The following is an 18,684-nucleotide window of genomic DNA, read 5'->3' as shown; positions in this document are numbered from 1 at the left end:
ATTATTGACCCAACCGGCCCAACAGTTCCGCCGCGAAGGTCGACAGGGTGTCGTCGCGCGCGCCCATGACGATGATCCGGTCGCCCGGCTTGGCGATCGCCACGATCCGGTCGCCGCAGTCGGCGCGCGTCGCCAGCGCCTCAGCCCGACGGCCGGCGGCGCGGACGCCGGACGCGATGTCTTCCGATCCCACGCTGCGGTCGGTGGTGCCGCCGTAATAGACCGGCTCGGGCATCAGCAGCACGTCGTCCTGGCGCATCAGGCCGGCGAAACCGTCGATGAACTCCGATTTCATCAGCTTCAGCGGGCCGAACCCATGCGGCTGAAACAGGATCAGCAGCCGCCCGTCGAAGGCGTGCAGGGTCTTCAGCGTGGCGGCGATCTTGTCCGGGTTATGCGCGAAGTCGTCGATGACGGTGATGTCGTCGGCCGCTCCGACCACCTCCATCCGGCGACGGATGCCGGCGAAGGTTTCCAGCGCCTTGACCGCCTCGCTGGTCGGCACGCCCAGCGCCCGGGTCGCACCCAGCGCGGCCAGGGCGTTGGCGACATTGTGCGCGCCGGGCACGTTCAGCACCACGTCGTGTTCGCTCCAGCCCTCGATCAGCCGGAACCGCATGCCCGTCGGCAAGGGCTGAAGATCATGGGCGGATAGGTCGGCCTTCTCTTCGCCCAGGCCGAAGGTGATCGCCTTGCCTTCAGGCAGGGTCTGGGCCAATTCCTGGGCCAGGGCCGCCGTCTCGGGATTGTCCAGGTTCAGCACGGCCGTCGTCGCCCGCGCGGTGAAGCCCCCGAACAGGTCGCGCAACTCCTCCATCGACTTGTGGTCCAGCGAGATGTTGGACACCACCGCCACCGTCGGATCGTAGTGGGCGATGGAGCCGTCGCTTTCATCCACCTCGGACACGAACAGGTCCGGCCCGCCGATCAGGGCGCTGGCGAACGGATGGTCGGCGTCGGCGAAGTTCTTCATCACCGCGCCGTTCATCACGGTCGGCTCGCGGCCTGTCTGATGCAGGATCCAGGCGATCATGCCGGTGATGGTGGACTTGCCGCTGGTGCCCGCAACCCCGACCGAGGTCGAGGCGGCGTTGAAAAGTTCGCTGAGCAGTTCGGGCCGGGTCTTGATGGTTGCGCCCGCGCGCCTAGCCGCGCCGATGTCGGGCACCGTCTCCTCGATGGCGCCGGTGGCGATGACGGTCTGATCCGCGCGGGTCACACCCGATCCATCCTGGGGGTGCAGGGTCACGCCGTGGGCGCGCAGCCAGTCGAACTTCTCGGGCGTGCGGCCCTGATCCAGCGCCCGGTCCGACCCTTCGATCACGGCGCCGCGCGCCTGGACGATCATGGCCAGGGGCAGCATGCCCGACCCGCCGATGCCGCAGAAGAAATAGGAGGCGTCTTGGTTCATGCCCCCTTAGAACAGGGGATCGGGCCGGTCCGCCAGTAGGGGATCGCAAAAACGACGAAGAAGACCGACGTGGACACCAATAGCTTCAAGATCGGCGTCGTCTGCGCCAGTTCGCGCTTCTCGAAAGAACGTGCCGAGGCGGTCGAGGCCTGGATGGCGCACAACCATCCCGACCGCGATGTCGCCGTCGTCTTCCACCCCGCCTGTTTTTTGAAACACGGCCATTTCGCCGGCGATGACCGGGCGCGCGCCGACGCCTTCGTGGAGTTCGCCAACGATCCCCGCATCGACGCCATCTGGTTCGCACGTGGCGGATACGGCTCCTGTCGCATCGCCGATGCGGTGATCCCGCGCCTTGACGCGGTCGCCCGCAAGAAGCGCTACATGGGCTATTCCGACGCCGGCAGCCTGTTGGCCGGAATGTACAAGGCCGGGTTCAAGCATCTGGCGCACGGACCGATGGCCTCGGATTCGGTGCGCGACGACGCGACCGCGCGGGGCGCCCTGTCCTGGCTGACCACGGGATGCACCGACTGGATCGAGCCGTCGCTGGCGACCGATCCGCGCGCGGCCGTTGCCTTCAACCTGACCATCCTGAACGAACTGACCGGCACGCCGCTGGAGCCCGATCTGTCCGACCACGTCCTGATGTTGGAGGAGGTGTCCGAGGCCGCCTACCGGATCGACAGGATGATGTTTCACTTGACCAGCCAAGCCAGCATCCGTCGTGTGGCTGGGATTCGCCTGGGACGGGTCTCGGACGTCACGCCAAATGATCCCGATTTCGGTCAGACTCCGGAGGAAATCGTTCGATACTGGTGCTTGCGATCGGGCATACCCTTTCTGGGAAGCGCCGATATCGGGCATGACGCCGCCAACAAGGTCGTCCCCTTCGGTCGCCCGTAAGGCGAACGACGCGCGACGAAAAGGACACAGTCTCGCCTCTATTCGCTATGGCGGAGTTGCCCGCCTCTCGACAGAACGCCGGTCCTGACTTCAGATGCCGGTCCGCGAGGCGTTAGGACTTCGTTAGCCAAGGCGTTGGGGGACGCTGCGGTTTGCGCCTTCTGCGATGCGGCGGTTCGTTCGGATATCGGGGGATGCCCGGACGAGCCGCCTGATCGTCTTCCTGATCATCGACGTGAAGAGCCGCTGGGCTTAAGGATCGCGGGTGCGTTTCGACGAGAGATTCATTGATGAACTGAAGGCCCGCCTTCGGCCGTCCGACGTGATCGGGCGGACGGTGAAGCTGAAACGTCAGGGCCGCGAATATGTCGGGCTGTCGCCCTTCTCCAAGGAGAAGTCGCCGTCCTTCTTCGTCAACGACGACAAGGGCTTCTTCCACGACTTCTCGTCCGGCAAGCATGGCGACATCATCTCCTTCCTGCAGGAGACTGAGCGGCTCAGCTTCGTCGAGGCGGTGCAGCGCCTGGCGGGCGAGGCGGGGATGCAGCTTCCGGCCGAAGACCCCAGGGAGGCTGAGCGCGAGCAGAAGCGGGCGGGCCTGTCGGACTGGATGGAACTGGCCCAGAAATGGTTCGCCGCAAACCTGCGCCGCACGCCGGGCAAGGCGGCGCGCGAATATCTGGACAAGCGCGGTCTGCCCGAGGATCAGTGGGAGCGGTTCGGGCTGGGCTATGCGCCCAACGACCGCGAGGGGCTGAAGCAGGCCTTGGTCCAGCGCGGCGCCAAGCCCGCCGAATTGGTCGAGGCCGGGCTGCTGATCTCGCCCGAAAGCGGCGGCCAGCCCTATGATCGCTTCCGCGACCGGCTGATGTTCCCGATCCTGGATGCGCGCGGCCGGATCGTCAGCTTCGGCGGCCGGGCCATGAACCCCGACGACCGGGCGAAATATCTGAACGGCCCGGAAAGCCCGCTCTTCCACAAGGGCGCGACCCTCTACGGCCTGCCCGAGGCGCGGCGGATCCTGGGCGCGGAATCCAAGAACGACCAGGCCATCATCGTGGTCGAAGGGTATATGGACGTCATCGCCTGCCAGCGGGCAGGCCTGCCGGCCGTGGCGCCGATGGGCACGGCCCTGACCGAGGAGCAGATGGAACGGCTGTGGCGTGTGTCGCACGAGCCGATCCTGTGCTTCGACGGCGATGCGGCCGGACTGCGCGCCGCCTATCGCGCCATCGAACGCTCGCTGCCGCTGCTCAAGCCAGGGCGCTCGTTTCGATTTGCGCTGCTTGGGGCCGGTCAGGACCCCGACGACATTCTGCGCGACAAGGGCGCGCCCGCGCTGCGTCAGGCCCTGGCCGAGACCCATGGGTTCGCCGAAGTGCTGTTCCGCCGCGAACAGGATCTGGAGCCGCTGGATACGCCGGAGCGCAAAGCCGGCTTCAAGGCGCGGCTGAGGAACACCGCCTCGGCCATCCAGGACAAGGATCTGGCCGAACAATACCGCCGCGACCTGTTCGACCGTTTCGACGCCCTGTTCCCGCGCAGCCCCCAACGCGCGCCCTGGACGCCGGGGCAGGGCAGGCGCGGTTTCGGCCCGCCGCCCAAACTGGGTCAGACGGCGGAGGGCGCCCAGGCGATGCAGTCACTGTTTCGCGCCATCGAGCCCGTGCCGGCCGCACTGGCCCACGGCGCCATCGACGACCCCGAACGTATGGACGACCATCTGGAGGAAATCGCCGCCCACGGATTTGGCGACAAGGGGCTGGATGGACTGGCGCAGGAGCTGGTTCGCCTGCGTCTGTCGGGACATAGCCTTGACTCCGCCGCCCTGCGACGCCATCTGGCGCAATCGGGTCATGATGCCTTAGTGCGCGAGGTCGAGAAGGCGGCGGCAAAGTCCGGCGCGCCATTCCTGGCCGCAAATGCGCCCCTCGCCGAGGCAAGGGTCCGATGGTCGCAGGCGTTCGACGCTTCGACGCGGGTCGCCGCGTTGGAGGACGCCTTGGCCCATGCACGTGATGTGCCTGGGCAGGATGAGGCGTTCCGCCGGCTGAAGGCTGAGCGGGATGCGCTTCGCCGTGCGATCAAAGCCGGGACGATTTGGGAAGACAGCGCGGGCACGTAACCTTACGGCACGCCAAGCATTGTATTTTTCGCCGGGGCGGACTGATCACCCTCTCGGCTGGAGACAGACTGACTATGAACGCACAGACCGAGACGCAGGACACCGAGGTTTCGACCGATGGGCCCCTGCTCGATCTGACGGACGCCGGCGTCAAGAAGTTCATCAAGCAAGCCAAGGCGCGCGGCTATGTGACGATGGAGGAGCTGAACAAGGTCCTCCCGTCCGAAGAAGTCACGCCCGACGCCATTGAAGACACCCTGGCGATGCTGTCCGAAATGGGCGTCAACGTGGTGGAGGCCGAAGAGGACGCGCAGGAGCAGCAGTCCACCGACGTCGCCGCCGCCGCCGGCACCGCCGTCGCCGAAACGCCCGCCAAGTCGGCCTACGACCGCACCGACGACCCCGTGCGCATGTATCTGCGCGAGATGGGTTCGGTCGAACTCTTGAGCCGCGAAGGCGAAATCGCCATTGCCAAGCGGATCGAGGCCGGCCGCGACGCCATGATCTCGGGTCTGTGCGAAAGCGCCCTGACCTTCGAGGCCATCATGGTGTGGCGCGACGAGCTGGAAAACAACCGCATCCTGCTGCGCGAGGTCATCGACCTGGACGCCACCTATGGCGTTCTGAACCCTTCGTCGCTGCCGGGCGCCGCCCAGCCTGAAGGTGAAGAGGAAGACGAGGCCGAAGACAAGCCGGCCGCCGAGGACAAGCCTGAGTCCGACGACGACGACGATGACGACTTCGATGATGGCGGCGGCATGTCGATCTCGGCGCTGGAAGCCGAACTGCGCGACGGGGTGATGGACGTCCTGAACGCTATCGCCGCCGACTTCGGCGCCTTCCGCGCCCTGCAGGACAAGCTGGTTCAGACCCGCCTGAAGGGCGAGGTGCTGAGCGCCAAGGATGAAAAGGCCTATCAGGCGCTGACGACGTCCATCTCGGATCGTCTGAAGACCATGAAGCTGAACAACAACCGCATCGAGGCGCTGGTCGAGCAGCTCTATGCGATCAACAAGCGCCTGATCGGTCTGGAAGGTCGCCTGCTGCGCCTGGCCGACAGTTACGGCATTTCGCGGCCTGAGTTCCTCAAGGCCTATTTCGGCTCGGAGCTCGACCCCACCTGGACCGACCGGATCAAGGATCAGGGCGTGCGCTGGACCAAGTTCAGCGAGAACGAAGCCAGCCAGATCGCGACCATCCGTTCCGACGTAGCCGCCGTGGCGCTGGAAGCCGGCCTGCCGATCGACGACTATCGCCGCATCGTCCAGACGGTGCAGAAGGGCGAACGCGAAGCGCGGCAAGCCAAGAAGGAAATGGTGGAGGCTAACCTGCGCCTCGTGATCTCCATCGCCAAGAAATACACCAACCGCGGCCTGCAGTTCCTGGACCTGATCCAGGAGGGCAACATCGGCCTGATGAAGGCGGTCGACAAGTTCGAGTACCGCCGCGGCTACAAGTTCTCGACCTACGCGACCTGGTGGATCCGTCAGGCGATCACCCGCTCGATCGCCGACCAGGCGCGCACCATCCGCATCCCGGTGCACATGATCGAGACGATCAACAAGATCGTCCGCACCAGCCGCCAGATGCTGCACGAGATCGGCCGCGAGCCGACCCCGGAAGAACTGGCCGAAAAGCTGGCCATGCCGCTGGAGAAGGTGCGCAAGGTCCTGAAGATCGCCAAGGAGCCGATCTCGCTGGAAACCCCGATCGGGGACGAGGAAGACAGCCACCTGGGCGACTTCATCGAGGACAAGAACGCCGTCCTGCCGATCGACGCCGCCATCCAGTCGAACCTGCGCGAGACCACCACCCGCGTTCTGGCGTCGCTGACGCCGCGCGAGGAGCGGGTGCTGCGGATGCGTTTCGGCATCGGCATGAACACCGACCACACGCTGGAAGAAGTCGGCCAGCAATTCTCGGTGACCCGGGAACGCATCCGTCAGATCGAGGCCAAGGCGCTGCGCAAGCTGAAGCACCCGTCGCGGTCGCGCAAACTGCGGTCCTTCCTGGACAGCTGATACGACCAAGGGCGGCCCCGACGGGCCGCCCTTTTTCTTGGCAGGCGACATGGCCCGAAAGCACGTCAATCTCGGCACGGCGCCGGCCAAGTCCGACCTGCCGCAAAAGCTCTGCGCCGCCTGCGGCCTGCCGTTCGCCTGGCGCAAGAAGTGGGCGCGGGACTGGGATCAGGTGCGGTTCTGTTCGGATCGGTGCCGGGCCAAGGGGGCGTCCGAAGAGCGCCGGTAGGCGGCTCTCCGCCTCGTGACCACGGCGGCGGCGGGAATCAGCTAAGCGTCGCGACCATGCTCTCCGTATCGCGCGTCTCCCCCTTTCTCATCGGTCTCGGCGTTCTGCTGATCCTCAGCGGCTGCGTGCGGCGGCCGCCCGAGCCGTTGCGCCCCCCATCGCCCTATCCGTCGCGCACCGAGGCGCCGCTGGTTGGGGGGCTGGTGGATCGGATGATCGACGGCGGGACCCAGGCCCTGGTCGTGCGCGAAGGCGGCGATCTGGGCCGTTGCCTGGCCGAGTTGAACGCCGCGCGCGTGCGCTTCAGCCCCGTGCCGGACCGCCAGAACACAGCGACCTGTGGCCTACATCAAGGCGGGGTGCTGGGCGCCGACCTGGGGACGGTGGCGCGCATGGCGCCGGGTGATGTGGAGATGACCTGCCAGACCGCGCTGGCGCTGAGCATCTGGCGTCGTCAGTCGCTGGAGCCGGCGGCGCGCGAGATCCTGGGATCGGACGTCGTGCAGATCGACCACATGGGGGCCTACGCCTGTCGCAATGTGAACAACGGCGTGGGCTCCAACCGCGTCAGCGCCCATTCCCAGGCGGCGGCGCTGGACTTCGCCGGGGTGCGGCTGAGGGACGGGCGGCGCATCACCGTGACCAAGGACTGGAACGGCGACACGCCCGAGGCCCGCTTCCTGAAGCGTATCCGCGACGACGCCTGCCGCATCTTCGGCACGACGCTCAGCCCCGACTACAACGCCGTCCACTACGACCACCTGCACCTCGAGGCGACCGGCACGCGCTTCTGCCGCTGAGGCAACGCTTTGGCGCGGGGCGGATTACGCCCCTATGCGCGGTGAACTGAAGACCTATCAGGCCAAGCGCCGGTTCGGCGAAACGCCCGAGCCGAAGGGCGCCAAGGCCAGGAGCGCCAAGGGCGGCTTCCGCTATCTGATCCAGCGCCATGCGGCGACGCGGCTGCACTATGATTTCCGCATCGAGGCGGACGGGGTGCTGAAATCCTGGGCCGTGACCAAGGCGCCGTCGCGCGACACGGCGGTCAAGCGGCTGGCGGTCGAGGTCGAGGATCACCCGCTGGATTACGGGTCGTTCGAGGGGACGATTCCCGACGGCAACTACGGCGCCGGCACGGTGCAGATGTGGGACGTCGGGACATGGGAGCCGCAGGAGCCGGACCTGGAGGCGGCCTGGGCCAAGGGTCAGATCAAGATGGTCCTTCACGGCGAGCGGCTGAAGGGCAAATGGGCGCTGATCCGGTTGAAGAGCGATCGGGGCAAACCGTCCAAACGCAACAACTGGCTGCTGCTGAAGGAGAAGGACGACTTCGCCGTGGCGGGCGAGGGCGATGCGCTCGCCGAAATCGACGCCTCTGTGACGACCGGGCGGTCGCTGGCCGAGATCGCGGATGGGATGAAGGAGTGGACGGCGTCCAAGCCGACGGGGCGTAAAGGTCCGGCCAAGCCCAAACCCTCGAAAGCGGCGGCGAAGGCAAAAAAACCCCCGGCCTTCGTGCCGATCCAGCTGTGCAAGGTGGCCGACCATCCGCCGGGCGGAACGGGCTGGGCGCACGAGATCAAGTTCGACGGCTATCGCATCCAGGTCGGGGTCGGCGGCGGTCGGGCGGTCTTGCGGACGCGCAAGGGTCTGGACTGGAGCGACAAGTTCCCGGACCTGACGGCGGATGCGGCGACCTGGCCAGACGCCGTGATCGACGGCGAGCTGTGCGCGCTGGACGACGATCACATGCCGGACTTCGGGGCGTTGCAGGCCGCCATTTCGGACGAGAAGACGGAAAGGTTGGTCTATTTCGCCTTCGACCTGTTGTTCGAGGGGGCGGAGGATCTGCGCAAACTGCCGCTGTCGCATCGCAAGGCGCGGCTGCAGGCCTATGTGGACAGGATCGGAAAGGCGGCCGCCGGGCGGCTGCGCTACGTCGAGCATTTCGCCTCGACCGGGCAGGCGGTCCTGGAGAGCGCCTGCCGGATGGATCTGGAAGGCGTGATCTCCAAAAAGCTCGATGCGCCCTATCATGCCGGGCGGTCATCGACCTGGCTGAAGTCCAAATGCCGGGGTCGCGATGAAGTGGTGATCGGCGGCTGGTCGTCCGAGGGCGGCACGCGGTTCCGCTCTCTGCTGGTCGGGGTCAGGGAAAAGGGCGGCCTTCGCTATCTGGGCCGGGTCGGGACCGGCTATGGCGAGGCGGTGACGAAGACGCTCGTTCCGGCGCTGAAGGGCGTGGCGGCGGAGAAATCGCCCTTCGCCGGGGCGGGCGCGCCCAAGGCGGCCAAGGACATCCATTGGGTCAAGCCGGTGCTGGTCGTCGAGGTCGAGCATGGCGGTTATACCGAATCCGGATCGCTGCGGCAGGCGGCGTTCAAGGGTTTGCGCGAAGACAAGACTGCCGCCGAGGTCACCGAGCCGCCGCAGCCGCCCACGGACATGGGCGACGCGAAGAAGACCACGACGACGGTGCGACCAGCCGGAAAGCCCGGCAAGGTGGTCGTGGCGGGCGTGACCCTCTCTAGCCCTGACAAGGTGTTGTGGCCCGCCGTGGGCGACCGGCCGGCGATCACCAAGGCCGATCTGGCGCGCTACTACGAGGCGGCGGCTGAGCGGATCCTGCCCCATGTGGCGGACCGGCCGACCTCGATCATCCGGGCGCCCGAGGGAATCGGCGGCGAGACCTTCTTCCAACGCCACGCCATGGCGGGGTCGAACCCGCGGCTGAAGCTGATCGACGTCAAGGCGCGCACGCCCTATGTGGCCGCCGTCGATGCGGGCGGCCTGGTCGCCATCGCCCAGTCAGGCGGGCTGGAACTGCACCCCTGGGGCTGTGCGCCCGGCCAGCCGGAAATCCCTGAGCAGATCACTTTCGACCTGGATCCGGACGAGGGGTTGAACTTCGCCGACGTCATCGCGGCGTCCAAGTTCGTGAAGGCGAAGATCGAGGCGCTGGGTCTGGCCGCCTTCGTCAAGACGACCGGGGGCAAGGGGCTGCACGTCGTGGCGCCGATCAAGGCCGACGCCCGCTCGCGCGTCACCTGGGATCAGAACAAGGCCTTCGCCAAGGCGGTGGCCGAGGCCATCCGCGCCGAGGCGCCGGACCGGTTCACCACGACCCTGGCCAAGAAGGCGAGGGGCGGAAAGATCTTCATCGACTATCTGCGCAATGGACGAATGGCGACGGCGGTCGCGCCCTGGTCGCCGCGCGCACGGCCGGGGGCGGGGATCGCCTTCCCGCTGTCGTGGCGTCAGGTGAAGGCCGGGCTGGATCCCGCCGCATTCAATCTTTGGACCTATGCGGCCTTGCTGAAGAAGCCCGACCCCTGGGCCGATTTCCGCGCCTCGGCGGTCAGTTTGAAATCGGCGCTGAAAAAGATGGGCGTCTAGGCCGCAGTCTTCTTCTTTGCTGCGGTCTTCTTGGGCGCCGCCTTCTTTGCCGGGGTCTTCTTGGCGGCAGGCTTCTTCGTCCCCGTCGCCGATCCTTTTAGGCTGTTCCGCAATGCGGCCATCAGGTCGATGACATTGGTGTCGTCGGGTTCGGCGACGTCGACTACGCCCTTGCCGCCCTTGGACTTGGCCTTGATCATCGCGCGCAGGGCGTCGTCGTAGCCGTCCTTGAAATCGGTCGGGTCGAAGTCCGCCTCCTTCTGCCCGATGATGCGCGCGGCGATTTCGACCATGTCGGGATCGGCCTTCACCGTCGGAATGTCGTCGAAGTAGTCGTCGGAATCGCGCACCTCGTCATGGGCGCGCAGGGTGTAGGCGATCAGCCCCTTGCCCCGAACCTCCAGCGCCAGCTGACGCTCCTTGCCGCGCAGGACCAGCTGGCCCAGCGCCACCTTGCCCTGTTTCTTCATGGCGTCGCGAATGACGGCGAAGGCTTCGACGCCCGCGCCTTTTTCCGGGACCACGAAGAAGGGATCGTCCCAATACAGCCGGTCGATCTCGTCCTCGTCGACGAACTTGTCGATCGAGATGGTCTTGGTGCTTTCCAGCTTCACCTTGTCGAAGTCGGCGTCGTCGAACAGGACGTATTCGTCCTTGGACACCTCATAGCCGCGCACCAGATCGCTGCGCTCGACAGGCCCGGCATCCGGATCGGTCGGCACCATGCGAATGCGATTGTTGGTGTCGGGATTGATCAGGTGAAACCGCACGTCGTTTGTGCTGGTCGTCGCCGTGTAGAGGGCCACCGGACAGGTGACCAGCGACAGCTTCAGATGTCCTTGCCAGGTGGGGCGGGCGGCCATGTCGGTTCTCCTCGATCCCTGACAATGCGTGAGGGCGATTTGCGTTCGAACCGGACCGCCGCCGAACTCAGGCCTTGCCTTCAAAGGCCACGCTGAAACCGCCCCACATCATGCGCTTGCCGTCGAAGGGCATGTCCATGTTCGCAAAGTCGGGGTCGTCCTGCATCTTGCCGAAACAGGCGTCGGCTGTGGCGCGGTCGGGCCAGGTGACCCAAGAGAAGACCACGACCTCGCCCTCCTGCAGCTTCACCGCCATGGGAAAGCTGGTCAGGGTGCCGTCCGGTACGTCCTCGCCCCAGGTCTCGACCTGCGACAGGGCGCCGTATTTCTGAAACAGGGGCCAGGACGCCTCGGCGGACTTGACGTAGCGCGCCTTGTCCTCGGTTTTCACGGGGGTCAAAAAGCCGGTCACATAGGTCATCGGTCGTCTCCTGTTTCTGGTTTCAAAGGTCGGCGACGGCGCGGTCCAACGCCGCGATGTCGATCTTGATCATACCCATCATGGCCTGCATGGCGGCCTTGGCGCGCGCGGGGTTGGGATCGGTGGTCAGTTCCATCAGGCGCCGCGGCGTGATCTGCCACGACAGGCCCCAGCGGTCCTTCAACCAGCCGCAGGCGTTCTCGCTGCCGCCATCGGCGAGCAGGGCGTCCCACAGCCGATCCGTCTCGGCCTGATCCTCGGTCATCACCATGAAGGAGACGGCCTCGGTGAAGCGGAAGTTCGGTCCGCCGTTCAGCGCCAGATACTCACGACCCGCCAGCACGAACTGCACCGTCAGCACCGATCCTTCAGGGCCGGACGGCGTATCGACCGGCGAACGGTTGACGGCGGTGATGCGGCTGTCGGGCCGCAGGCTGACATAGAAGGCGGTCGCGGCCTCGGCGTCGCCGTCAAACCACAGGCAGGGAATGATCTGGTCGGTCATGTCGCATCGCCTTCCGCCAACGCCGCCAATTGATCGGCGACGGCGCCCCAGCCCTGTTCGAAGCCCATGGTCTTGTGGGTTTCGGCGGCCTTTTCGTCCCAGTGCCGGGCCGTGGCGGTGTAGCGGGTTCCGCCGGCCTCGGGTTCGAAGGTGTCGATGCGCACGAAGTTCATGTCGCCGGCCTGCGGAACCCAGCCCTCGGTGAAGGCCCCGGTCGAGACCAGTTTGCGGCCCGGAACCACCTCCAGAAATACGCCGGAATAGGGATGCCGCTCGCCCTCCGGCGAAGCCATTTCTACATTGGCCCGCCCGCCGACGCGCAAGTCCCAGTCCACGACCGGCGTGGTCCAGGGGCGAGGGCAGAACCACTCGCCGGTGCGCTCGGTGTAGATCTTCCACACCGTCTCCGGCGAGGCCTTGATCAGACGGCTGATGCTCAGTTCGCGAATGTCAGCCATCACGACACCATGGCGTCGGCGGCGAAGGCTTCGGGACCGGCGGCGACGGCGGCCGGGTCCATCCACATGACTTCCCAGATATGGCCGTCCGGATCGGCATAGCTGCGCCCGTACATGAAGCCGTAGTCCTGGGTCGCATTGGGATCGATCTCGCCGCCGGCGGCGCCTGCCTGGGCCACGACGGCGTCGACCGCCTCGCGGCTGTCCCGGGACAGGCACAGCAGAACCTGGGCCGAGGCATGGGCGTCGGGGATCGCCCGGTCGGTGAAGGTGCGCCACTTGTCATGGGTCAGCAGCATGACGTGGATCACGTCCGACACCACCATACAGGCGGCCGTGTCGTCGCTGAACATCGGGTTCCTGGTCGCGCCGACAGCCTCATAGAAGGCGATCGATCGGGGCAGGTCGGCGACCGGCAGGTTGATGAAAATCAGCTGGGCCACGGCGTTTCCTTTCCTTGTTATTTGCGAAACCTGACTCCGATGATTACGATAGTCAACTATGAAGTTAGAAAAGATAACTGATAGGACTGGTCGCCGATATCACGACGCCTGCGGCGCCGCGCACGGGCTGGACCTGATCGGCGAGCGCTGGGCACTGCTGGTGATCCGCGAACTGATGATGGGGCCGCGTCGGTTCGGTGATCTGCGAAAGGATCTGCACGGCATTTCCGCAAACGTGCTGACCCAGCGGCTGGAGGGGCTGGAGGCTTCGGGCATCGTGACCCGCCGCAAGCTGCCGCCGCCCGCCTCGGTGCAGGTCTATGAGTTGACGCCCTGGGGATACGAGATCAAGCCGGTCTTCATGGTGCTGGGCGGCTGGGCCGCGCGCTCGCCTCGCCACGACCCGACCCTGCCGATCAGCGCGGTGTCGATCATGCAGTCCTTCGAGACGATGTTCGACCCGGCCCTGGCCGGGGACGCGGCGATGACCGTCGGCTTCGTCTTCGGCGACGAGCCCTTCGTCGTTCAGATCGAAAACGGGACGATCACGACCCGCCGCGGCCCCACGGACGCCGCCGACGTCGTCCTGACGACCCAACCGCCGCTGGTCGCGGCCTGTGTCTACGGCAAGGTTCCGCCCGCCGCCTTCGAGGCCGACGGCCTGATGACCCTGACCGGCGACCGGGCCGTGTTCGACCGCTTCGTCGGCTTCTTCAACCTGCCTGAGAAGGCGCCGGTCTGACGTTTCAGGCCAGCATGTCCAGCAGGGTTCCGGTCATGTCGTCGGCGGTGCGCAGAACGGCGGCGTTGGCGCTGAAGGCGGTCTTGGCCTGGATCCGCTCCACGGTTTCCTCGGCGAGATTGTCCAACGGCGCGGTCGCGGTGCGGTGCGCGCTGCTGTCGAACCGGTTCTGCGCGGTCGTCAGTCCGGCGGCGGCGATAGAAAGCGCTTGCATGGCGAAGCTCCGGACGCGGTGGGTTCGATCGCCAGACTGCGTCTTTCAGGTCAACGTCGCCTGAAGGAACAGGGTGAACGGCGTTTTCCGCCCCGCTTGCGCCCTTATTGATGTATAGAGTGCCATCATTCGCCCGGCCTGAGGTCTGACCTCGGCCGGGCGCGGTCGTTTCGGCGACCGCCCTTGTCCGTTGTCCCAGGTTTCCTATGCCCTTTCCCGCCGTCCATCCCGCGCTCGACCGCGCCCTGATCAACAAGGGCTATGCCGAACCCACTCCGGTTCAGGCCGCCGTGCTGGAGGCGGAGCATGCGGATCGCGACCTGCTGGTCTCGGCCCAGACGGGTTCGGGCAAAACCGTCGCCTTTGGTCTGGCCGCTGCGCCGACCCTGCTCGGCGACAAGCCGATCTTCGGCCCCGGCGGCGCGCCCCTGTGTCTGGCCATCGCGCCCACGCGGGAACTGGCCATGCAGGTCGCGGCCGAACTGCAATGGCTGTACGCCGACGCCGGCGCCAAGATCGCCACTTGCGTCGGCGGCATGGATGCGCGCCGTGAAGCGCGCGCGCTGGGCTTCGGCGTCCATATCGTCGTCGGCACGCCCGGTCGTCTGAAGGACCACATCGACCGGGGCAATCTGGATCTCTCCGAGCTGAAGGTCGCCGTCCTCGATGAGGCCGACGAGATGTTGGACATGGGCTTCCGCGAGGACCTGGAGCACATCCTGGACCAGGCGCCGGCCGAACGCCGCACCCTGCTGTTCTCGGCGACCATCGCGCGCGACATCGCCACCCTGGCCAAACGCTATCAGAAGGACGCGGTCCGCATCGACGCGACCGACAAGACGCGTCAGCACGCCGATATCGAATACCGCGCCTACCGCATTGCGCCCAACGAGATCGAGCACGCGGTGGTCAACACCCTGCGCTGGTTCGAGGCGCCGCGCGCCATGGTCTTCTGCTCGACCCGCGACAGCGTGCGTCACCTGCAGTCGTCGCTGCTGGAGCGCGGCTTCTCTTCCGTCAGCCTGTCGGGCGAGATGGGTCAGCGCGAGCGCACCGACGCGCTTCAGTCGCTGCGGGACGGCCGCGCCCGCGTCTGCGTCGCCACCGACGTCGCCGCGCGCGGTCTGGACCTGCCGGACCTGGGTCTGGTCATCCACGCCGAACTGCCGATGAACCGCGCCGGCCTGCTGCACCGCTCGGGCCGGACGGGCCGGGCGGGCAAGAAGGGCATCTCGGTCATGCTGGTCCCGCACTCGCGCCGTCGCAAGGCCGAGCGCCTGATGGACGAGGCCGGCGTCGACGCCGTCTGGACCGGCGCCCCGACCTTCGACGAGATCCGCAAGGCCGACGAGGACCGTCTGCTGTCTCCGTCGCACTTCGAGGCCGAGGTCTCCGACGAGGACATGGTCGTCGCCAAGCGGATGATCGCCGAACGCACCCCCGACGAGATCGCCGCCGCACTGGTGCGTCTGCTGCGCAAGGAACAGCCGGCGCCGGAAGAACTGTCCGATCCGGGTTCGGATCGCGGTCCGGCCAAGCGCGACCGCATGGTCCGCAACGATGACGGCACGGCGGCCCAACCCTGGCCAGGCGAGCGCCTGGGCGCGGACGACGTGGTCTGGTTCCGTCTGGACGTGGGCCGCAACAAGAACGCCGACCCCAAATGGCTGATCCCGCTGATCTGCCGCATCGGCGGCATTTCCAAGCCTCAGATCGGCGCCATCCGCACCTTCCCCGAGGAGACGCGTTTCGAGGTCGCCAAGACCCACGAGAAGGCTTTCCGCGAAGCCGTGGCCGCCTCCAAGGACGAGGTGAAGATCACCCCGTCGGAAGCCCCGACGCCCGGCTCGATGAAGGCCAGCCGCTTTGCCGGCAAGCCGCGCGAGGACGGCGACCGTCCCTTCAAGAAGACGCCCTACAAGCGCGCCGACGGCGGCGAGGGCGACGCCCGCCCGCCGTTCAAGAAGAAGCCCTGGGCGCCGAAGAACGACGGCGGCGCCAACCCGCGCTCGAACGCTTCGGGCGACAAGCCCTATGCCAAGAAGCCCTTCAAGGCCAAGCCGGGCTTCAAGAAGGACGGCTTCAAGGGCAAGCCCAAGGGCTGATCTTGCGGGCACTTGCCTGATCGTGGGCGGAGGCGCAACCTCCGCCCATGAGCACGCCGTCCGCACCTGAGGGCCGTTACGCCTCGTTCGAGGCCTTCTATCCCTATTACATCCACGAGCATTCCAACCGGACGTGCCGGCGCATCCACGTCGTCGGCACCTTTCTGGTGATCTCGGCCTTCGTCGCCTTCGTGGCGACGCGGAACGCCTGGTGGCTGCTGGCCATGCCGCTGCTGGGCTACGGCTTCGCCTGGGTGGGGCATTTCTTCTTCGAAAAGAACCGGCCCGCGACCTTCAAATATCCGCTGTGGAGCCTGATGGGCGACTTTCGCCTGTTCTTCGAGACGGTGACGGGCAAGCGCCGCTTCTGAGACCGTATTTCAAGCTGCACGGTTCAGCGAAACGGATTAACCTCTGCCTGCGGCATGGCGCCGCTGCTGCTGGAGGGAGCAACATGAAATCCATCGCCGTCCTCGCCGCTGCGTCCGTGCTGCTCGCCCCTGGCGTCAGCCTGGCCCAGAAGAGCGGGGCCAAGCCCGACTTCACCCTGGACCCCAATTACGGCTCGGTGCGGCTGGAGACCGGCTTCACGCCCGATCCTTGGACAAAGTCCATTCTGGCGGGCGGTTCGATCGCCGCCTCGGCCGCGCAGTCGGGCTGCGAGGGCAAGGTCAGCGCCGCGCCCGACCTGCAACTGAACTTCGAAGCCGGGGATCTGGACCTGACCATCAAGGCGGTCGCCAGCGAGGACACGACGCTGCTGGTCAACAGCCCCGGCGGCCGCTGGTATTGCGACGACGACAGCGGCGGCGACCTGGACCCGATGGTGACCATCTCCAATCCCGAGAGCGGTCGCTACGACATCTGGCTGGGCACCTATAACGACAACATGGTCCAATCGACGCTGCAGATCAGCGAACTGGGCGGCACCGACACGACGGCTGGCGCGGCGCCCAACATCGACCTTGAGCCCAACTACGGCACGGCCAATCTGCGCGGCGGCTTCACGCCCGACCCCTGGACCAAGTCGATCCTGGCCGGCGGCTCCTCGCCCGCCTCGGCCGCCAAGGCGGGCTGCGAAGGCTCGGTCAGCTCGGCCCCCGACATCCAGATCTTCTTCGAGCCGGGCGACGCCGATCTGACCTTCCGCGTTCGCGCATCGGAAGACACGACCCTGCTGATCAATACGCCAAACGGCCGCTTCTACTGCGACGACGACGGCGCGGGCGGCGTGGATCCCAAGGTGACGATCACCAATCCGCAGAGCGGCCGCTACGACATCTGGGTTGGCACCTATAACGGCTCGATGGTGCAGTCGACGCTGGAAGTGTCCGAACTGGACTGATCGGCGCAAGGCTTCAGACACGAAAACGCCGGCTGACCTTCGCGGTCAGCCGGCGTTTTTCATGATCGGCCGGATCAGTTGGAAGCGGTGGTCCAGGCCGGCGGGCAACCGTCGAAATCGCCGGCGTCCACGATGGTCAGGGTGCGCATGTTCAGGCGCTGCGCCTGGTTCATCGAGCCGCGACCGGTGCCGGTATAGAGGTCGATCTTCTGGCCCTTGATCGCGCCGCCGGTGTCGGAGGCGTACCAGTAGCCGTCGTGGATCGAACCGTCGGCCAGACGCATGCCGACCGTCTCGCGGATGAACAGCTTGGTGCGGCGCGGGATCACGCGGGGATCGACCGCGACGGTGCGCATGGCGATCGGACGGCAACCCAGCGAATCGTTGCCCGTCGCGCCGCCGCCGCCTGCGTGATAGAGGCGCGCCGACGCGCGCCAGTCGGGATCGGAGGCCATCAGCTCGGCCTGTTCGGCGTTCAGGGCGGTCTCGACTTCATCGGAACCGACGATGGCGGCAGGGGTTTCAGTCCTGACTTGATCCGCCGCTACGACGTCATTGTAGGGGACAGGCCCGCTCGTCACAGACGATACGGCAGCCCAAAGCATGGCGATAGCAGCGGAGGCGCCGATCATGAGTTTCGCTCAGGAGACACCGGCTCCCAACGCCGCCGGCGCTGGTCTTGTCGCGTTAACCTGTGGCGGAAAAGTGGCGAAACCCGCCTTAGGCCCGTCTGTTACGATTTGTTTCTAGGTTAACTCCTTGTTTTTCATAATCTATTTATCCCCAGCCTTTGCGCCTAGTGATGACGCCCCGGGCGTCAGAACTTGAAGTTCAAACCTGCCTGAAGCACCGGCAGGACCTTATAATCATCGGCCTCGGCCTGGATTTCACGCTCTTCCTGATCCAGACGCGCACGGAAGGTCGGATCGTTCGACAGCGTCCCGCCGCGCGAATCCAGATCGATCTGCGGCGCATCGCCGAAGGCCGCGCCGGCCAGAAGGCGGAAGCCCAGTCTTCCGCCGCGCGTGAAGGTGTTGTCATAGCCCAGACCGACGAAGGGCGCAGTGCTCTCCAGGTCGATGCGGCCGGTCAGCGTCCCGACTTGGGCCGGGGTGAAGGTCGCGCCGCCGACATTGACGTTCTCCGCGGGCGTGGCGTCCAGATCGACCTTGCGATCGCCGAAATAGGCCCCGCCCGAGATCAGAAAGCCGTTGCGGAACGGATGCAGGTCCACAAAGGCGCCCGGCGACTTGAAGTCGATCTTGGCGTCGTAATCGATGCCCTTGTAGGTCTGGTCCCGATCCCATTTCAGCACGTCATAGCCGCCGCGCAGCACCACGACCGGGCTGAGTGCGAACTGCGCCTGAAGGCCCGCGCCCGGCGTGCCGACCTGGGCGCCGACGGCGAACCGGCCGTCAGCCTGCGCCAGGGCCGATGTAGCGGGCAGGGCGGTCGCGATGACGGCGGCGATCAGCAGGGTCTTCATGGCGTGCAGGTCCG

The 18,684-nt window shown here is 66.4% G+C and carries 19 protein-coding genes; 10 read left to right on the top strand and 9 right to left on the bottom strand.

Annotation, left to right across the window (positions count from 1 at the left end; all coding sequences use genetic code 11):
* Window position 1: 1 nt before the first annotated feature.
* Window positions 2-1,411, bottom strand: a complete 1,410-nt coding sequence (gene murC / locus Q9R14_RS09720) for a UDP-N-acetylmuramate--L-alanine ligase (protein ID WP_306002226.1) — start codon at window positions 1,409-1,411, stop codon at window positions 2-4.
* 69 nt (window positions 1,412-1,480) lie between these two features.
* Between murC and Q9R14_RS09715 the strand changes: the two genes are divergently transcribed.
* The 6 genes from Q9R14_RS09715 (at window position 1,481) to ligD (ending at window position 10,088) form a co-directional block, all read left to right on the top strand.
* Window positions 1,481-2,317 (top strand): LD-carboxypeptidase, encoded by an 837-nt coding sequence (locus Q9R14_RS09715; protein ID WP_306002225.1) that lies wholly within the window; start codon window positions 1,481-1,483, stop codon window positions 2,315-2,317.
* 265 nt (window positions 2,318-2,582) lie between these two features.
* On the top strand, window positions 2,583-4,442 hold the full coding sequence (gene dnaG, locus Q9R14_RS09710; protein WP_306002224.1) for a DNA primase: 1,860 nt from the start codon (window positions 2,583-2,585) through the stop codon (window positions 4,440-4,442).
* A gap of 74 nt (window positions 4,443-4,516) precedes the next feature.
* The gene (rpoD, locus tag Q9R14_RS09705; RefSeq protein ID WP_066623858.1) at window positions 4,517-6,463 is read left to right on the top strand and encodes an RNA polymerase sigma factor RpoD; all 1,947 of its coding nucleotides are present in this window, start codon (window positions 4,517-4,519) and stop codon (window positions 6,461-6,463) included.
* 49 nt (window positions 6,464-6,512) lie between these two features.
* Window positions 6,513-6,692, top strand: a complete 180-nt coding sequence (locus Q9R14_RS09700) for a DUF2256 domain-containing protein (RefSeq protein ID WP_017504429.1) — start codon at window positions 6,513-6,515, stop codon at window positions 6,690-6,692.
* A 56-nt stretch (window positions 6,693-6,748) separates the two neighbouring features.
* Window positions 6,749-7,492, top strand: coding sequence for an extensin family protein (locus tag Q9R14_RS09695; RefSeq protein ID WP_306002223.1), 744 nt, complete (start codon window positions 6,749-6,751; stop codon window positions 7,490-7,492).
* Window positions 7,493-7,526: 34 nt separating this feature from the next.
* Window positions 7,527-10,088 carry a DNA ligase D gene (ligD, locus tag Q9R14_RS09690; protein ID WP_306002222.1) on the top strand — a complete coding sequence of 854 codons (2,562 nt, stop codon included), beginning with the start codon at window positions 7,527-7,529 and terminating at the stop codon, window positions 10,086-10,088.
* On the opposite strand, the gene Q9R14_RS09685 is transcribed toward ligD, so the two are convergent.
* The 5 genes from Q9R14_RS09685 to Q9R14_RS09665 all read right to left on the bottom strand — a co-directional run bounded on the left by Q9R14_RS09685 (window position 10,085) and on the right by Q9R14_RS09665 (window position 12,778).
* On the bottom strand, window positions 10,085-10,951 hold the full coding sequence (locus Q9R14_RS09685; protein ID WP_306002221.1) for a Ku protein: 867 nt from the start codon (window positions 10,949-10,951) through the stop codon (window positions 10,085-10,087). The two genes, ligD and Q9R14_RS09685, sit on opposite strands and share 4 nt — an antisense overlap.
* Window positions 10,952-11,018: 67 nt before the next feature.
* Window positions 11,019-11,372 carry a DUF1428 domain-containing protein gene (locus tag Q9R14_RS09680; protein WP_265149697.1) on the bottom strand — a complete coding sequence of 118 codons (354 nt, stop codon included), beginning with the start codon at window positions 11,370-11,372 and terminating at the stop codon, window positions 11,019-11,021.
* A 22-nt stretch (window positions 11,373-11,394) separates the two neighbouring features.
* Window positions 11,395-11,877 carry a VOC family protein gene (locus Q9R14_RS09675; RefSeq protein WP_306002220.1) on the bottom strand — a complete coding sequence of 161 codons (483 nt, stop codon included), beginning with the start codon at window positions 11,875-11,877 and terminating at the stop codon, window positions 11,395-11,397.
* Entirely contained in the window at window positions 11,874-12,335 is a 462-nt protein-coding gene (locus Q9R14_RS09670; protein ID WP_306002219.1) for an SRPBCC family protein, read from the bottom strand. Before Q9R14_RS09670 ends, Q9R14_RS09675 begins: the two co-directional genes overlap by 4 nt.
* A complete protein-coding gene (locus Q9R14_RS09665) occupies window positions 12,335-12,778 on the bottom strand; it encodes a VOC family protein (RefSeq protein ID WP_306002218.1) in 444 nt (147 codons plus the stop codon). Before Q9R14_RS09665 ends, Q9R14_RS09670 begins: the two co-directional genes overlap by 1 nt.
* Window positions 12,779-12,836: 58 nt before the next feature.
* On the opposite strand from Q9R14_RS09665, the gene Q9R14_RS09660 reads away from it, so the two are divergent.
* Window positions 12,837-13,520: a helix-turn-helix domain-containing protein gene (locus tag Q9R14_RS09660; RefSeq protein ID WP_306002217.1), complete on the top strand. Its 684-nt coding sequence runs from the start codon at window positions 12,837-12,839 to the stop codon at window positions 13,518-13,520.
* A 4-nt stretch (window positions 13,521-13,524) separates the two neighbouring features.
* On the opposite strand, the gene Q9R14_RS09655 is transcribed toward Q9R14_RS09660, so the two are convergent.
* On the bottom strand, window positions 13,525-13,734 hold the full coding sequence (locus Q9R14_RS09655; RefSeq protein WP_306002216.1) for a flagellar basal body rod C-terminal domain-containing protein: 210 nt from the start codon (window positions 13,732-13,734) through the stop codon (window positions 13,525-13,527).
* A 206-nt stretch (window positions 13,735-13,940) separates the two neighbouring features.
* On the opposite strand from Q9R14_RS09655, the gene Q9R14_RS09650 reads away from it, so the two are divergent.
* The 3 genes from Q9R14_RS09650 to Q9R14_RS09640 all read left to right on the top strand — a co-directional run bounded on the left by Q9R14_RS09650 (window position 13,941) and on the right by Q9R14_RS09640 (window position 17,184).
* A complete protein-coding gene (locus Q9R14_RS09650; protein ID WP_306002215.1) occupies window positions 13,941-15,839 on the top strand; it encodes a DEAD/DEAH box helicase in 1,899 nt (632 codons plus the stop codon).
* A 47-nt stretch (window positions 15,840-15,886) separates the two neighbouring features.
* Complete coding sequence (locus tag Q9R14_RS09645) at window positions 15,887-16,210, top strand: Mpo1-like protein (RefSeq protein WP_026108600.1); 324 nt, start codon at window positions 15,887-15,889, stop codon at window positions 16,208-16,210.
* An 83-nt stretch (window positions 16,211-16,293) separates the two neighbouring features.
* A complete protein-coding gene (locus tag Q9R14_RS09640; RefSeq protein ID WP_306002214.1) occupies window positions 16,294-17,184 on the top strand; it encodes a hypothetical protein in 891 nt (296 codons plus the stop codon).
* A 74-nt stretch (window positions 17,185-17,258) separates the two neighbouring features.
* Here Q9R14_RS09640 and Q9R14_RS09635 read toward each other — a convergent pair whose 3' ends face one another.
* Together Q9R14_RS09635 and Q9R14_RS09630 are read right to left on the bottom strand one after the other, a co-directional pair.
* On the bottom strand, window positions 17,259-17,816 hold the full coding sequence (locus Q9R14_RS09635; protein WP_039244236.1) for a 3D domain-containing protein: 558 nt from the start codon (window positions 17,814-17,816) through the stop codon (window positions 17,259-17,261).
* A 185-nt stretch (window positions 17,817-18,001) separates the two neighbouring features.
* Window positions 18,002-18,670: a hypothetical protein gene (locus Q9R14_RS09630; protein WP_306002213.1), complete on the bottom strand. Its 669-nt coding sequence runs from the start codon at window positions 18,668-18,670 to the stop codon at window positions 18,002-18,004.
* Window positions 18,671-18,684: the final 14 nt, after the last annotated feature.

The sequence above is a fragment of the Brevundimonas sp. C43 genome, from assembly GCF_030732185.1.
Taxonomy (GTDB): Bacteria; Pseudomonadota; Alphaproteobacteria; order Caulobacterales; family Caulobacteraceae; genus Brevundimonas; species Brevundimonas diminuta_C.
Note: the sequence above shows the minus strand (reverse complement) of the source record. Positions and strands in the feature narration are given on the sequence as shown.